Below are 15,002 nucleotides of genomic sequence, written 5' to 3'. Positions count from 1 at the left end.
GGCCGATCGGCCCAAGACCGTCGGATATCGCGAGAGGTCCGCTGTCTTCGACCGATGTGCCCGAAATGACGACGCAGCCAGGCGCGAGCGCCGGTCCCGCTAGACTGCAAGCACGCTCGGGCGTGGGTTCCTCCGCCCGCCGAGACGTCGCATCCGCAGATCGTCGCACCGCCGTACCCACCCGATTGGTTCCGCCTGTGTCAGCCTCGCCCGCCCCGCTCGTGCCGGAGTGGCTCCGCGCGCCGTCGGACGCGAACGCGCTCGACGGCGCCATCTGGCCTGGCTCGGCTCGCCGCGATGGCGACGGCGCCCTCGAGATCGGCGGTGTCTCCGCGCTGCAGTTGCGTGAGCGCTTCGGTACGCCGCTGTACGTGCTCGACGAGGACGACGTGCGCGTGCACGCACGACGCGCGCTCGCAGCCTTCTCCGACGCCGCAGCGCGCCACGGCGGCCGCGCGCGGGTGTACTACGCCGGCAAGGCGCTCCTGACCACCGACGTGGTGCGGTGGGTCCTCGAGGAGGGACTGCGGGTGGATGTCTGCAGCGCGGGCGAACTCGCCGTCGCGCTCGCCGCCGGCGCCGACCCCGCCCTGCTCGGGTTCCATGGCAACAACAAGAGCGGACCCGCTCTCGAGCGAGCCGTCGACGCCGGAGTCGGCTCCGTCATCGTCGACAGTGCCATCGAGATCGAGCGCCTGTCCGCCGTAGCCGAGCGCCGCGGCGTCGTGCAGCCCGTCCTCGTTCGCGTGCGTACCGGGGTCCACGCCGAGACCCACGCGTTCCTCGCCACCGCCCACGAGGACCAGAAGTTCGGATTCGCGCTCGACGACGTGCCCCCCGTCGTCGCCCGCATCCGCGAGCTCCCCAGCCTGCACTTCACGGGCCTCCACGCCCACATCGGCTCGCAGATCTTCGAGGCCGACGGCTTCCGGGCCTCCGCCGCGCGACTGGTCGAGCTGCACGCCGAGCTGCTCGCCGGTGGCGACATCCCCCTCCTGAACCTCGGAGGCGGGTTCGGCATCGCGTACACCGCCGCCGATCGCCCTCTCCCCATCGAGGAGATCGCGACCGGCATCGTCGACGCCGTCGCCGACGAGTGCGCGGTGCGCGGCATCCGGCTTCCCGAGCTCGCATTCGAACCGGGCCGGGCCATCGTCGGCCAGGCGGGCGTGACGCTGTACGAGGCCGGCACGATCAAGCCGGTGCGCGTCACCGACGATCTCACGCGCGTGTACGTGAGCGTCGACGGCGGGATGAGCGACAACGCCCGTCCGGCCCTCTACGGCGCGCAGTACTCCGCCCGGCTGGCTTCCCGCGTGAGCGATGAACCCCCGGCCCTCGTGCGCGTCGTCGGTCACCACTGCGAGTCGGGTGACATCGTCGTGGACGCCGAGTATCTGCCGGGCGACGTCGCCCCGGGCGACCTCGTGGCCGTCCCGGCCACGGGGGCCTACTGCTTCTCGCTCTCCAGCACGTACAACTACACCCCCCGCCCCGCGGTGGTCGCCGTGCGCGAGGGCGAGGCACGCGTGCTGGTGCGGCGGGAGACGATCGAAGACCTGCTGCGTCGGGACACCGGCGCGCACTCCGACGAAGGGATCAGCATGGCGGCACGGAGCGAGACCAAGTGACGGACTACCGACGCCTGCGCGTTGCGCTCCTGGGAGCCGGCGCCGTGGGATCGCAGGTGGCCGCCCTGCTGCTCAAGCACGGCGATGAGCTCGCCGACCGCGCCGGCGCTTCACTCGAGCTCGTCGGGATCGCCGTGCGCGACGTCGACGCGCCGCGCGACGTCGACCTGCCGCGCGAGTTGTTCACGACCGACCCCGAGCCGCTCCTCGTCGGCTCGGACATCGTGATCGAGCTGATGGGGGGCATCGAGCCGGCGCGCACGTCCCTCCTGCAGGCCATCAACGCCGGCGCCGACGTCGTGACGGCCAACAAGGCGCTCCTGGCCACCCACGGCCCGGAGATCTTCGAGGCGGCCGATCAGGTCGGTGCCCAGGTCTACTACGAGGCCGCCGCCGCGGGAGCGATCCCCATCATCCGGCCGCTCCGCGACTCGCTGGCCGGCGACCGGGTGCAGCGGATCATGGGCATCGTCAACGGCACGACGAACTACATCCTCGACCGCATGGACACCGAGGGTGCCGAGTTCTCCGATGTGCTCGCCCAGGCGCAGTCGCTCGGTTACGCCGAGGCCGACCCGACCGCGGATGTCGACGGCTACGACGCCGCGCAGAAGGCGGCGATCCTCGCCAGCCTCGCCTTCCACACGACTGTTCCGCTCGAGGCGGTGCACCGCGAGGGCATCCGCTCGATCGACAAGCAGATGATCGACGACGCCCGCCACGCCGGCTACGTCATCAAACTCCTCGCGGTGTGCGAGCGTCTCCCGGGCGACGACGGCTGGGAGGCGATCTCGGTGCGCGTCTATCCGGCGCTGGTCGACCGCGCCCACCCGCTCGCGAGCGTGCACGGCGCCAACAACGCCGTGTTCGTGCAGGCGGAAGCGGCCGGGAACCTCATGTTCTACGGCGCCGGGGCCGGCGGCGTGCAGACGGCGTCCGCCGTGCTCGGCGACGTCGTCTCCGCGGCGCGCCGGCACATCGCCGGCGGAGTCGGGGTGGGGGAGTCCACGCGGGCGAACCTCCCCACCGTGTCGATCGGACATGTGACCACGCGCTACCAGATCACGCTCGAGGTCGACGATCGACCCGGGGTCCTCGCGACGGTGGCCGGCACGCTGAGCGACGGGCGCGTCTCGATCGCCACCGTGGAACAGACGGTCATCGACCCCGCGGATGCCGCCGGTCAGCCCGGCCCGACCGCACGACTGGTCATCGGCACGCACAAGGCGCGCGAGCAGGATCTGAGCGAGACCGTGCAGCGGCTCGCCGAGAGCGGCGTGGTCGAACGCGTCGTCTCGGTGCTGCGCGTGGAGGGAGACTGAAATGGCACATGTCTGGCGCGGAGTGCTCCGCGAATACGCCGACCGACTGGGCGTCACCGACGCGTCGACCGTCGTGACCCTGGGAGAGGGGGGTACCCCGCTGCTTCCCGCGCCCGCCCTCTCGCGCCGCACCGGCGCGGACGTCTGGGTCAAATTCGAGGGGATGAACCCGACCGGGTCGTTCAAGGACCGCGGCATGACGGTGGCGCTCTCGCGCGCCGTCGAGCACAGCGCGAAGGCCGTCATCTGCGCGTCGACGGGGAACACCTCCGCGTCGGCCGCGGCATACGCCGCGCACGCCGGCATCACCGCCGCCGTCCTCGTCCCCGAGGGCAAGATCGCGATGGGAAAGCTCAGCCAGGCCGTCGCGCACAACGGACGCCTCATTCAGATCCGCGGCAACTTCGACGACTGCCTCGAGATCGCTCGGGAGCTCGCCGATTCGTATCCCGTTCATCTGGTGAACTCCGTGAACCCCGATCGCATCGAGGGTCAGAAGACCGCCGCCTACGAGATCGTCGAGGTCCTCGGCGATGCGCCGGACTTCCACTTCATCCCCGTCGGCAACGCCGGCAACTACACGGCGTACTCGCGCGGCTACCGCGAGGAGGCGGAACGCGGGGTGTCGACGCGCGTGCCGCGGATGTTCGGATTCCAGGCCGCCGGTAGTGCCCCGCTCGTCCACGGCGAGGTCGTGAAGCATCCCGAGACCGTCGCCAGCGCGATCCGGATCGGCAACCCGGCCTCCTGGGAGCTCGCTCTCGAGGCGCGCCAGGCGACCGACGGGTACTTCGGCGCGATCGACGATGAGCGCATCCTCGCCGCGCAGAAGCTCCTCTCCAGCGAAGTCGGGATCTTCGTCGAGCCGGCCTCGGCGATCAGCGTCGCCGGACTCCTCGACCGCGCCGAGGCCGGGGTCGTCCCCGCCGGGTCGCGCGTGGTGCTCACGGTCACCGGGCATGGCCTGAAGGACCCGCAGTGGGCGCTGCGCAACGCCGACGGCTCCAGCGTCGAGCCGACGGTCGTGGATGCGGCCACGAGCGAGGTCGCGTCGGTCCTGGGCCTGGTCGCGGCTCAGCGATGAGCGTCGGTCGCCGCGTGCAGGTGCGCGTGCCGGCCACGAGCGCGAACCTCGGTCCGGGCTTCGACACGCTCGGGCTCGCGCTGAGCGTGTACGACGAGCTCGTCGTGACGGAGCTCGACCCGGGCCTGCTGGAGATCGAGGTCGCCGGCGAGGGTGCGGCATCCGTCCCCCGAGACGCCTCGAACCTCGTCGTGCGCGCGATGGCGTACGCCTTCGCCGCCGTAGGACGGCAACTGCCCGGCGTCCGGCTCGAGGCGCACAACGTCATCCCGCACGGACGCGGTATGGGTTCGTCGGGCGCCGCCGTCGTCTCCGGGCTGCTGGCGGCCAAGGGACTGCTCGAAGGCGACGTCGAGCTCGGTCCGGAGACACTGCTGCGACTGGCCACGGAGCTCGAGGGTCACCCCGACAACGTCGCTCCGGCGCTGTTCGGGGGCCTGACGATCGCCTGGATCGACGAGAGCGGGCCGCAGCACAAGCAGCTGATCGTGCATCGAGGCGTCGCGCCGCTGGTGTTCGTCCCCGAGTTCACCATGTCGACGAAGGTCGCGCGGAGCCTCCAGCCCCTGCAGGTACCCCGCGAAGACGCCGTCTTCAACGTCTCGCGCTCGGCGCTCCTCATCGCCGCACTCACGCAGAGTCCCGAACTGCTCATGGCGGCGACCGAGGACAAGCTTCATCAGAGCTACCGTGCGCAGGCGATGCCCGAGACCGATCGGCTCGTGCGGGCGCTGCGCGCGGACGGCTTCGCAGCCGTCGTGTCGGGGGCAGGCCCCAGCGTGCTCGTGCTCGCCGACGGACCGGGTCGCCGGCTGGAGGCGGCCGATCTCGTGGCGTCGGCCGTCGACACCCCGTGGGAGGCGCTCATGCTCGCCGTCGACGTCAAGGGTGGTACAGTGAGGGAGTACGCGGGGGGTTCCACGTCACGCACGTGAATCTGGCCCCCGTCGCAAATCTGCGAACCACCACCGCTCGCATCCGCAACCCGAACGGCCGATCCGGCCGATGAACAGCGGAGCGAAACCCTGAGCACGTCTCAGAGTCGACGTCTGCCCATCCTGGCGGCGTTCGCGGTCTGATATCCGTTTCACAAGGGAGTACTCGTGGAGTCCATCTCCGAGATCCACGTCGACGCGCCGTCCGAGAGCGACGAGACGCCGACCACCGACAACGCTGCAGCGGCCGAGGCGCCGCCCGCGGCCGACGCGCCGAGCGAGGAAGCAGCGCCCGCGCCCGCTGCCGACGAGGCGGCGCCGGCCGCCGAAGAGGCGGCGCCCGCGCCCGATCAGGGCGCACCGGTTGCGGAAGACGCGGCGCCCGCCGCCGAGGCTGCGCCCGCCGCCGAGCCGGAGAAGCCCGTGAAGGCGCCCCGCAAGCGCGCCCCTCGCCGTGCGAAGAGCACGGATGCAGCTCCCGCCGAGGCGCCCGCCGCCGAGGCGCCTGCCGCCGCAGATGCCGCGCCCGCCGCCGCTGAAGCCGCGCCCGCCGCCGCCGACGCCGCGCCCGCCGCCGACGCTGCGCCCGCCGCCGCAGCTGACGAGCCCGCCGCTGAGGCGCCGGCCGCCGAGGAGACCGCCGCCGCTGGCGTGCCGGCCGCCGGCCCGTCGAGCGACGAGCCCGCATCGGCTGAGCCCGCGGGCGACGCCGAGGCTCCGACCGAGGCGCCCGCCGCCGCATCCGAGGCCGCCGCCGAGGCGCCCACCGCGGACGCGGCACCGGCGGAGGCCGAGCAGTCCGAAGAAGGCTCGGGCTCCAGTCGCAGCCGCGGTCGCAACCGCAACCGTAACCGCAACCGCGGCGCCAACGGCGAGCAGCCGGCCGAGAAGCCCCAGACGGAGCGTCAGCAGCCGCAGGCCGAGCGCCAGCAGCCGCAGGCGCAGCAGCAGCCGGCCGACGCCGACGGCGAGTCGTCCTCCGGCAACAGCCGCAACCGCCAGCGCAACAAGCGTCGCGGGCAGAACGGACCCTCCGACGAGTTCGAGACCGAGATCGGCGAGGACGACGTCCTCATCCCGATCGCGGGCATCCTCGACGTGCTCGACAACTACGCGTTCGTCCGCACGACCGGGTACCTCCCCGGTCCCAGCGACGTCTACGTCTCGCTCGGACAGGTGAAGAAGTACAACCTGCGCAAGGGTGACGCCGTCGTCGGTGCGATCAAGCAGCCGCGGGAGAACGAGCAGTCGGGCCGCCAGAAGTACAACGCGCTGGTGAAGGTCGACTCGGTCAACGGCCTGTCGGTCGAGGATGCCGCGACGCGCGTCGAGTTCGGCAACCTCACGCCGCTGTACCCGCAGGAGCGCCTCCGCCTCGAGACCGCGCCGGAGAAGCTGACGCAGCGCATCATCGATCTCGTCGCGCCCATCGGCAAGGGACAGCGCGGTCTCATCGTCGCGCCGCCCAAGGCGGGCAAGACGATCGTGCTGCAGCAGATCGCCAACGCCATCGCGCAGAACAACCCCGAGGTCCACCTCATGGTCGTCCTCGTCGACGAGCGCCCCGAAGAGGTCACCGACATGCAGCGGACCGTCCGCGGCGAGGTCGTGGCCTCGACGTTCGATCGTCCGGCAGAAGACCACACCACGGTGGCCGAGCTCGCCATCGAGCGCGCGAAGCGCCTCGTGGAGCTGGGTCGCGACGTCGTCGTGCTGCTGGACTCGATCACGAGACTGGGTCGTGCGTACAACATCTCGGCGCCGACCTCGGGTCGCGTGCTCACGGGCGGTGTGGACGCATCCGCCCTGTACCCGCCCAAGCGCTTCTTCGGTGCTGCGCGCAACATCGAGAACGGCGGGTCGCTCACGATCCTCGCGACCGCGCTCGTGGAGACCGGCTCGAAGATGGACGACGTGATCTTCGAGGAGTTCAAGGGCACCGGCAACAGCGAACTGCGCCTCAGCCGTCAGCTCGCCGACAAGCGCATCTTCCCCGCGGTCGACGTGAATGCCTCGTCGACGCGTCGCGAGGAGATGCTGCTGTCGCCCGACGAGGTGAAGATCACCTGGAAGCTGCGCCGCGCGCTCGCCGGTCTCGACCCCCAGCAGGCGCTGGAAGTCGTGCTCGGAAAGCTCAAGGAGACGCAGTCCAACGTCGAGTTCCTCGTGCAGATGCAGAAGTCGATCCCTGCCCCCGCCCACGGCGGCAACGGCAGCCACGGGCACGACAACAGCATCCGCTGAGTCGTGGTCCCTGAGCCTGTCGAGGGGTCGGGCATCCTCGACTCGGTCCGCGGGCTCCTCGAGGAGCACGGACGGATCGAACTCGAGCTGAACGATCCCGCCGTGCACGCGGACGCTGCGCGCGCGAAGCGGGTCAACCGGCGCTACGCCGAGCTCAATCGCATCGTGCACGCGTACGAGGCGTGGCGGGCAGCATCCGACGATCTCGACGCTGCCCGGGAGCTCGCCCGCGAGGACGAGTCCATCGCGGGGGAGATCCCCGCGATGCAGGAGTCGTTCGCCGATGCCGAGGAGAAGCTCCGCCGCCTGTTGATCCCGCGCGATCCCGACGACGCCCGCGACGTGATCATGGAGATCAAGCAGGGCGAGGGCGGCGCCGAGTCGGCGCTGTTCGCCGCGGACCTCCTGCGCATGTACCTGCAGTTCGCGGCCTCGAAAGGCTGGAAGACCGAGCTGCTCGAGCGCAACGAGTCCGACCTCGGCGGCTACAAGGACGTGCAGGTGGCCATCAAGGGCGCATCGAACGACCCGGCGCAGGGGGTGTGGGCGCACCTGAAATACGAGGGCGGCGTGCACCGCGTGCAGCGCGTGCCGGCGACCGAGTCGCAGGGTCGCATCCACACGTCCACGACGGGGGTGCTCGTCTTCCCCGAGGTCGACGAGCCCGAGGAGATCTCGATCGACCCCAACGACCTCAAGATCGACGTCTTCCGCTCGTCCGGCCCCGGCGGGCAGTCGGTCAACACGACCGACTCCGCAGTGCGGATCACGCACGTGCCCACCGGGATCGTCGTGTCGATGCAGAACGAGAAGTCGCAGCTGCAGAACCGCGAGGCGGGGATGCGGGTGCTCCGGGCCCGGCTCCTCGCGAAGCAGCAGGAGGAACGGGATGCGGCGGCATCGGATGCGCGCCGCTCACAGATCCGCGGTATGGACCGGTCCGAGCGCATCCGCACCTACAACTTCCCCGAGAACCGCATCGCCGATCACCGCACGGGCTACAAGGCGTACAACCTCGATCAGGTGATGGACGGGGCCCTCGGCCCGCTCATCGACTCGGCGATCGCCGCCGACGAAGAGGCGCGTCTGGCCGCGCTCGGCGGCGACGCCTGACGGCCGCGTCCGCCGCCCGGCTCGCCATCCGCCCACGAAACTGCCTTCGTTCCGCGAGACTGCAGGCGCGCCACCAGACTGCGTACGTACGACGCTGTCTCGTGGCGCAGATGCAGTCTCGCGGTTCTGCGGTCACCACACGGGCGGATGCGGCAGCGGCCCGCTGGCGCGTTCGAGCTGGGCCGCGATCGCCAGCAGCCTCCGCTCGCCGCCGGGGCGCCCGACGAGCTGAACGCTGACCGGATGACCGGTGTCGTCCAGGCTGACCGGGAGCGAGATCGCCGGGAGCCCGGCGACGTTCACGAAGCTCGTGTGCGGGGCGTACTGCACCTGCTGCTCGAACGCGCGCTCGGCGTCGGCGGTGTCGTACCACCCGATCGGCCGGGGGGACATCGCCAGCGCCGGCGTGAGCACGACGTCGAACGGCGCGAACGCCGCGATCGTCGCCCGCTCGAACGCGCGCGCGTCCGCCAGGGCGGAGAGCACCCGGGGCGCGTCAAGTGCGCGGCCCTCCCGCACGAGCCAGGCGGTGATCGGCTCCACCTGCTCGAGCTCGGCCTCGGTGAGGGGGAGCCGCGCGGCGCTCGCGCGCCACAGCACGCGGAAGAGCGGCCCGTAACCCACGGGATGCCACCGGGCGTCGTCGACCGCGTGGCCGAGGTCGCCGAGCGTCGCTGCAGCCCGCTCGAACGCGGCCCGGGCGCCCGCATCCAGGACGATGTCGACGTCGTCGTCCCACGGCGACACCGTCGTCGCACCGATGCGCAGTCTCGGCGGATCGGCGGTTCCGGCGGGGGAGAAGGGCGGGGCATCCGCGGCCCCCACGGCGAACGGGTAGGGCGCGAGGGCGCACAGCGCGTCGAGAAGGAACGCAGCATCCGCCACCGACCGCGCGACAGGACCCGCGACCGATAGTCCGTCAGGGGAGTCGAGGCCGGATCCGATCGGCAAGCGCCCGCGCGAGGGTTTCAGTCCCACGACGCCGACCGTCGCGGACGGGATGCGGATCGACCCGCCGCCGTCCGACGCCGGCGCGAACGGCAGGAGGCCGGCCGCGACGGCGACCGCGGCGCCGCCGCTGGACCCGCCGGCGCCGTTGCGCGGGTTCCATGGATCGCGCGCCGGGGGGCCGGTGAGCGGCTCGGTGTACCCGGTGAGGCCGAATTCGCTGGTCGCGGTCTTGCCGAGGCTCACCGCACCCGCGTCGTCGAGCGCGGCGGCGAGGGGGTCGGATGCCGCGGGCACGTGGTGCGCGCGGGACCGCGAGCCGTACCGGGTGGGCACGCCGGCGCGCGCGACGAGATCCTTGTCGGCGAGCGGGAGGCCCCACAGCGCCCCGGAGGGCTCGGAGGCGTCGAGGACGCGCGCGCGCCGCATCGCCGCATCCGCCGTCACCTCGGCGAATGCCCCGAGGTCCTCTCGCGCGGCGATGCGAGCGAGGAAGTGCGCGGCGACCTCGGCGACCGAGATCTCGCGGCTCCGCAGCATCCGCGCCAGGTCGACGGCCGACAGCTCATGCAGTGCGCTCACCTCTCCGATCGTATCGAGCCGCGCGCCTCGGTTCCCGTCGCCTGAGCCCTCGCGCAACGGCGGAGAAAGTGGCGACACGCCGGCCCGAAGGAAGGGGCGCGGGCTAGATGGAGTACTCGGGGGCGGCCAGCACGGCGCGCGTGTCTTCGGCGGTCCGCCGCGGGCGCGGCTTCGCCGGGACGCCCACGAGCACGCTGTCGGCGGGGGCGTCCGTGGTCACGACGGCGTTCGCCCCGACGACGCACCGGTCGCCGATGACCACCGGTCCGAGGATCTTCGCGCCGGCGCCCACCGCGACGCCGTCGCCGAGGGTCGGATGGCGCTTGCCTCCCTCGCGCTGGCGCCCGCCGAGCGTGACGCCGTGGTAGATCAGCACGTCGTCGCCGACCTCCGCGGTCTCGCCGATCACCACGCCCATCCCGTGGTCGATGAAGAAGCGTCGGCCGATCACCGCGCCGGGGTGGATCTCGATACCGGTCACCCACCGCACCAGTTGGGAGTTCAGGCGCGCGAGAAAGCGGAAACCGCGGCGCCACAGCCGATGGTTCAGCCGGTGCGCCCACACCGCGTGCAGCCCCGAATACAGCAGGGCGAGCTCGAGCGACCCCCGGGCGGCGGGGTCACGGAGCTTCGCGGCGGCGATGTCCTCCCGAACGCGGGAGACGAGACCCACTCAGTCCTCGCGGAGGTGCTCGTAGAGCGCCGTGGAGAGGTACCGCTCGCCGAAGGACGGGATGATGACGACGATGTTCTTGCCCGCCGCCTCCGGGCGCTTCGCGATCTCCAGCGCCGCCCAGATGGCCGCCCCCGACGACATGCCGACGAGGATGCCGTCCTTCGTCGCCGTCTCGCGGGCGAGGCGGATGGCGTCGTCGAACTCGACGTCGATCACCTCGTCGATGACATCGCGGTCGAGGATCGCGGGGACGAAGTTCGGCCCGATGCCCTGGATCTTGTGCGGGCCGGGGTGGCCCTTCGTGAGCACGGGGGAGTCGGACGGCTCCACGGCGACGACCTTCACGCCCGGGACGCGCTCCTTGAGCACCTGGCCGACGCCGGTGATGGTGCCGCCCGTGCCGATCCCGGCGACGAAGTAGTCGACCTTGCCGTCGGTGTCGCGGAGGATCTCCTCGGCGGTGGTCTTCCGATGGATCTCGGGGTTGGCCTCGTTCTCGAACTGCCGCGCCCAGATCGCGCCGGGAGTCTCGGCGACGATGCGCTGAGCCTCCTCCACAGCGAACGACATGCCCTTGGTGGGGTCGGTGAGGAGCACCTCGGCGCCGAAGGCCTTCAGCAGCAGCCGCCGCTCCTTCGACATCGACGCGGGCATCGTGAGGATGACGCGGTACCCGCGGGCGGCACCCACCATCGCCAGGGCGATGCCGGTGTTGCCGCTCGTGGACTCGACGATCGTGCCGCCGGGCTGCAGCTCGCCGGATGCCTCGGCGGCGTCGACGATCGCGATCCCCAGGCGGTCCTTGACGCTGCCGGCGGGGTTGTAGAACTCCAGCTTCGCGAGGATGTTCGCATCCACCCCCTCGGCGACGCGGTTCAGGCGCACGATCGGGGTGTCGCCGAATGCGGACGTGATGTCGGAGTGGATGCCGGGCATGGCAGGGCCTTTCGCCGTCGGAAGCTGAGAGCCACAGCCTACCGAGCGGGCTGCCCGCGCGAACCCGTGTGACGAGCCGGCGGCGGCGGCACCTAGGCTGGGGGACCGATGCCTCCCGCCGCCCCCGCCCCCCTCCCATCGCTCGTGCGCAGCGCCGCGGAGCGTCTGGCATCGGCCGGAGTGTCCGACCCGGTCGTGGATGCCGAGCTCCTGGCGGCGCACGTCCTCGGTGTCGGCCGCGGCGAGCTGCAAGCCGCGATGCTCCGCGGCGACGGCCTCGACGAGGCTGCGGCGCACGCGTTCGAGGAGCTCGTGGAGCGTCGCAGCGCCCGCATCCCGCTCCAGCACCTCACCGGTTCCGCGCCGTTCCGCCACCTCGAGCTCGCCGTCGGGCCCGGGGTGTTCGTGCCCCGCCCCGAGACCGAGATCGTCGCCCAGATCGCGATCGACGCCCTCGTCGCCTCCGCCTCGCCCGCCCCGGTCGCGGTGGATCTCGGCACAGGAAGCGGCGCCATCGCGCTCGCGCTGGCGACGGAAGTGCCCCACGCCCGGGTCTTCGCCGCGGAGAAGTCGGTCGACGCCTTCGTGTGGGCCACCGAGAACGCCCGGCGCGTCGGCGCCGAGAACCTCCGCCTCGCGCGGGTCGACCTCGAGCACGCCTTCCCGGAGCTCGACGGCACCGTGTCTGTCGTCGTGTCCAATCCGCCCTACGTGCCGGACGACGCGATCCCGCGCGACCCGGAGGTGCGCCTGTACGACCCGCCCGCCGCGCTGTACGGCGGCCCCGACGGCCTCGACGTCGTCCGCATCCTCAGCCGCGTCGGTCTGCGTCTGGCTCACGCCGGCGGCTCGATCGTGATCGAGCACGGTGAATGGCAGGGCGCCGCGATCCGCGGCATCCTCGGGGCTGACGGATGGCGCGCCGCGGCCACGCACCCCGACCTGACGATGCGCGACCGCGTCACCACGGCTCTTCGCCCCTGACCCGCGTCGCGGACCCGGGCCCTGACCCGCGCCGCGGATTCGGATCGTGTCGCCGGATTCGGATGCTTCGGCCGCCGGCATCCGAATCTGCAGGCGATCTCCGAATCCGCTGCGCCTCACTCAGCCGCCCCGGACCCCACACGTAGACTGTGCGGGACATGTCACCCGTCTACGACTGCCGGAACGAGGCGCAGCGCTCGTCCGGCATGCGACACGCACGTTCCGCGATCGGCCGCGGCGAGCTCGTCGTCCTCCCCACCGACACGGTGTACGGCGTCGCCGCCGACGCGTTCAACGCGCGGGCGGTTGCGGGGCTCCTCGAGGCCAAGGGCCGGGGGCGCCAGCAACCGCCGCCGGTGCTCGTCGCGGGAATCGGGACGCTCCGCGCCCTCGTGGCCGAGGTGCCCGAGGCGGTCGAGAAGCTCGTGGCGGAGTTCTGGCCCGGGGGACTCACGATCGTCCTGCCGTCCCAGCCCTCGCTGTCGTGGGATCTCGGCGAGACCCACGGAACCGTCGCCGTGCGGATGCCGGCGCATCCGCTCACCCTCGAGCTTCTCGAGGAGACCGGGCCCCTCGCCGTCTCCAGCGCGAACCTCACCAGCCGCCCCGCCGCGACCGCCATCGATGCCGCCCGCGACATGCTGCGCGACTCGGTCGCGGTGTATCTCGACGGCGGCCCGAGCGAGACCGGCATCGCCTCGACCATCGTCGATGCGACGTCGCTGGTGGGGGGAGCGGAGCCCGTCATCCGGGTGCTGAGGGAGGGTGCCGTCCCTCGCGACCGTCTTCGCGACGTCCTCGGCGACCTGCTCGAGCCCGACGCGGCGGATGCAGCCGACGGGAGCAGCAGCGCGTGAAGCTGTACCTCGTGCTGGTGGTCTTCACCGCCGTGGTCACGTTCGTCCTGACGTGGGCGGTGTGGCGGCTGAGTCTGCGGTTCAAGCTGTACCCCGGCATCCGCGAGCGCGACGTTCACAAGACCCCCACGCCCCGTCTCGGCGGGGTGGCGATGTTCCTCGGCATCGCCGCCGCGTTCCTCGCCTCGACGCAGCACTCGTTCTTCGCGATCATCTGGGCCAACCCCGCGCCCGTGCTCGCCGTGCTCAGCGCCACCTTCGTCATCGTGGTCGTCGGGGTGCTCGATGACCTGTGGGATCTCGACTGGATGATCAAGCTGGGCGCCCAGTTCCTCGCCGCGGCGATCATCGCGTTCTTCGGCCAGTTCCAGATCTACTCGCTGCCCTTCGGGGGGCTGTGGATCGGTTCGAGCTGGATGAGCTTCACGCTCACGGTCTTCGCGATCGTGATCGTCATGAACGCCGTCAACTTCATCGACGGATTGGACGGCCTCGTCGCCGGTGTGTGCCTCATCGCCAACGGCGTGTTCTTCGCCTACTCCTACCTCCTCGTGCGGGACTTCGGCACGAGCACGTACTTCAACGTCGCCTCGTTCCTCGCGGCGGTCATGGTCGGCGCGTGCATCGGATTCCTGCCGCTGAACTGGACGCCCGCGAAGATCTTCATGGGGGATTCCGGCGCGCTCATGCTGGGGCTCCTCATGGCGACGTCGGCGATCGCGATCACCGGCGTGCTCAATCCGGCGGCGATCGCCCCCGACACCCTCGGCCGTTCGCAGCTGCTCGGTGCCTTCATCCCGATCCTGCTGCCGATCGTCGTCGTGCTGCTGCCGCTGGCCGACTTCGGACTGGCCGTCATTCGGCGGATGGCGGCGGGCAAGTCGCCGTTCTCGCCCGACCGCAAGCATCTGCACCACCGCATGCTCGACATGGGCCACAGCGACCGCGACGCCGTGCTCATCTTCTACGCGTGGACGGCCGTGGTCAGCTTCTCGTTCCTGCTGATGTACATCGGCACGCAGCAGGAGTGGCCCGGCGACTATCTCCTCGGCGCCGGGTTCGGCGTCCTCGGCGTGGCGGCCTGCCTCGTCGTCACGTTCCTTCCGTCGCGCCGTCGTGCGCGCGCCGTCCCCCTCGAGGAGCCCGCATGAGCCCCAGTCCCGTCTCCAGCACTCCGGTGCTGCGCACCGCCCTGATGTGGGGCGGCATCGTCGCCGGCATCCTGGCGGTCGTCGGCGCGATCGTCGGCCTCCTGGTCGGGGGGACGTCGGGCCTGGCCAGCGCTCTGGCCGGCGTGCTCGTGAGCGCGCTGTTCCTGGCCGTCACGGCCGCCAGCATCCTCATCGCCAACCGCTGGTTCGCCGATCCGCTCTACGTGCCGATCTTCTTCGGCATCGTGCTGGGTGGCTGGCTCGTCAAGCTCGTGCTCTTCATCGTCGCGCTGGTCATCCTGCGGGGGCAGGAGTGGATCGACCCGCTCGTCTTCTTCGTGGCGCTGGTGGTCAGCGTGGTCGCCTCGCTGGTGGTCGACGTCGTCGTGCTGTTGCGGATGCGGGTGCCGGCTGTCAGCGACACGACGCTCCCGACCGACCCCGACGCGGGCGACCGACGCGACTGATTCTCTCGATATCGAGAGAATCGCCCTGCGGCGTCGGTGGAACCCCGCGGATTTGGTAGGGTGGTCTTGCGC

13 protein-coding genes are annotated in these 15,002 nt (G+C 71.5%); 10 read left to right on the top strand and 3 right to left on the bottom strand.

The genetic code is table 11. From position 1 onward, the window contains the following. Nucleotides 1–197 precede the first annotated feature (197 nt). From lysA to prfA, 6 genes are all read left to right on the top strand, one after another. Entirely contained in the window at nucleotides 198–1,631 is a 1,434-nt protein-coding gene (gene lysA / locus ACTU3I_RS11070) for a diaminopimelate decarboxylase (protein ID WP_442925740.1), read from the top strand. Further along, nucleotides 1,628–2,953: a homoserine dehydrogenase gene (locus ACTU3I_RS11065; protein ID WP_442925739.1), complete on the top strand. Its 1,326-nt coding sequence runs from the start codon at nucleotides 1,628–1,630 to the stop codon at nucleotides 2,951–2,953. Before lysA ends, ACTU3I_RS11065 begins: the two co-directional genes overlap by 4 nt. A gap of 1 nt (nucleotide 2,954) precedes the next feature. Further along, a complete protein-coding gene (thrC, locus tag ACTU3I_RS11060; protein ID WP_442925738.1) occupies nucleotides 2,955–4,037 on the top strand; it encodes a threonine synthase in 1,083 nt (360 codons plus the stop codon). Next, nucleotides 4,034–4,972: a homoserine kinase gene (gene thrB / locus ACTU3I_RS11055; RefSeq protein WP_442925737.1), complete on the top strand. Its 939-nt coding sequence runs from the start codon at nucleotides 4,034–4,036 to the stop codon at nucleotides 4,970–4,972. The genes thrC and thrB overlap by 4 nt, the downstream gene beginning before the upstream one ends. Before the next feature lie 168 nt (nucleotides 4,973–5,140). Then, entirely contained in the window at nucleotides 5,141–7,216 is a 2,076-nt protein-coding gene (gene rho, locus ACTU3I_RS11050) for a transcription termination factor Rho (RefSeq protein WP_442925736.1), read from the top strand. Between the two features lie 33 nt (nucleotides 7,217–7,249). Beyond that, nucleotides 7,250–8,329, top strand: a complete 1,080-nt coding sequence (prfA, locus tag ACTU3I_RS11045; RefSeq protein ID WP_442926399.1) for a peptide chain release factor 1 — start codon at nucleotides 7,250–7,252, stop codon at nucleotides 8,327–8,329. A gap of 132 nt (nucleotides 8,330–8,461) precedes the next feature. Here prfA and ACTU3I_RS11040 read toward each other — a convergent pair whose 3' ends face one another. From ACTU3I_RS11040 to cysK, 3 genes are all read right to left on the bottom strand, one after another. After that, on the bottom strand, nucleotides 8,462–9,859 hold the full coding sequence (locus ACTU3I_RS11040) for an amidase (RefSeq protein WP_442925735.1): 1,398 nt from the start codon (nucleotides 9,857–9,859) through the stop codon (nucleotides 8,462–8,464). Nucleotides 9,860–9,962: 103 nt separating this feature from the next. Then, nucleotides 9,963–10,532 (bottom strand): serine O-acetyltransferase EpsC, encoded by a 570-nt coding sequence (gene epsC / locus ACTU3I_RS11035; protein WP_442925734.1) that lies wholly within the window; start codon nucleotides 10,530–10,532, stop codon nucleotides 9,963–9,965. After that, on the bottom strand, nucleotides 10,533–11,471 hold the full coding sequence (gene cysK, locus ACTU3I_RS11030; RefSeq protein WP_442925733.1) for a cysteine synthase A: 939 nt from the start codon (nucleotides 11,469–11,471) through the stop codon (nucleotides 10,533–10,535). It lies immediately after the preceding gene. A gap of 108 nt (nucleotides 11,472–11,579) precedes the next feature. Here cysK and prmC point away from each other — a divergent pair, with 108 nt between their 5' ends. The 4 genes from prmC to ACTU3I_RS11010 all read left to right on the top strand — a co-directional run bounded on the left by prmC (nucleotide 11,580) and on the right by ACTU3I_RS11010 (nucleotide 14,930). Beyond that, the gene (prmC, locus tag ACTU3I_RS11025; RefSeq protein ID WP_442925732.1) at nucleotides 11,580–12,455 is read left to right on the top strand and encodes a peptide chain release factor N(5)-glutamine methyltransferase; all 876 of its coding nucleotides are present in this window, start codon (nucleotides 11,580–11,582) and stop codon (nucleotides 12,453–12,455) included. A gap of 158 nt (nucleotides 12,456–12,613) precedes the next feature. Then, the gene (locus tag ACTU3I_RS11020) at nucleotides 12,614–13,312 is read left to right on the top strand and encodes an L-threonylcarbamoyladenylate synthase (protein ID WP_442925731.1); all 699 of its coding nucleotides are present in this window, start codon (nucleotides 12,614–12,616) and stop codon (nucleotides 13,310–13,312) included. Further along, nucleotides 13,309–14,463 carry an MraY family glycosyltransferase gene (locus ACTU3I_RS11015; RefSeq protein ID WP_442925730.1) on the top strand — a complete coding sequence of 385 codons (1,155 nt, stop codon included), beginning with the start codon at nucleotides 13,309–13,311 and terminating at the stop codon, nucleotides 14,461–14,463. The genes ACTU3I_RS11020 and ACTU3I_RS11015 overlap by 4 nt, the downstream gene beginning before the upstream one ends. Continuing rightward, a complete protein-coding gene (locus ACTU3I_RS11010; RefSeq protein WP_442925729.1) occupies nucleotides 14,460–14,930 on the top strand; it encodes a hypothetical protein in 471 nt (156 codons plus the stop codon). Before ACTU3I_RS11015 ends, ACTU3I_RS11010 begins: the two co-directional genes overlap by 4 nt. Nucleotides 14,931–15,002: the final 72 nt, after the last annotated feature.

The sequence above is a fragment of the Microbacterium sp. RD1 genome (assembly GCF_052220165.1).
GTDB lineage: Bacteria > Actinomycetota > Actinomycetes > Actinomycetales > Microbacteriaceae > Microbacterium.
The sequence above is the reverse complement of the archived record's forward strand: the minus strand, read 5'-3'. Positions and strand labels throughout refer to the sequence as shown.

What these genes read in the sequence shown, in the direction of transcription:
- thrC (WP_442925738.1), top strand. Translation starts at nt 2,955, where the DNA reads ATGGCACATGTCTGGCGCGGAGTGCTCCGCGAATACGCCGACCGACTG.
- thrB (WP_442925737.1), top strand. Translation starts at nt 4,034, where the DNA reads ATGAGCGTCGGTCGCCGCGTGCAGGTGCGCGTGCCGGCCACGAGCGCG.
- cysK (WP_442925733.1), bottom strand. Translation starts at nt 11,471, where the DNA reads ATGCCCGGCATCCACTCCGACATCACGTCCGCATTCGGCGACACCCCG.
- prmC (WP_442925732.1), top strand. Translation starts at nt 11,580, where the DNA reads ATGCCTCCCGCCGCCCCCGCCCCCCTCCCATCGCTCGTGCGCAGCGCC.
- ACTU3I_RS11020 (WP_442925731.1), top strand. Translation starts at nt 12,614, where the DNA reads ATGTCACCCGTCTACGACTGCCGGAACGAGGCGCAGCGCTCGTCCGGC.
- ACTU3I_RS11010 (WP_442925729.1), top strand. Translation starts at nt 14,460, where the DNA reads ATGAGCCCCAGTCCCGTCTCCAGCACTCCGGTGCTGCGCACCGCCCTG.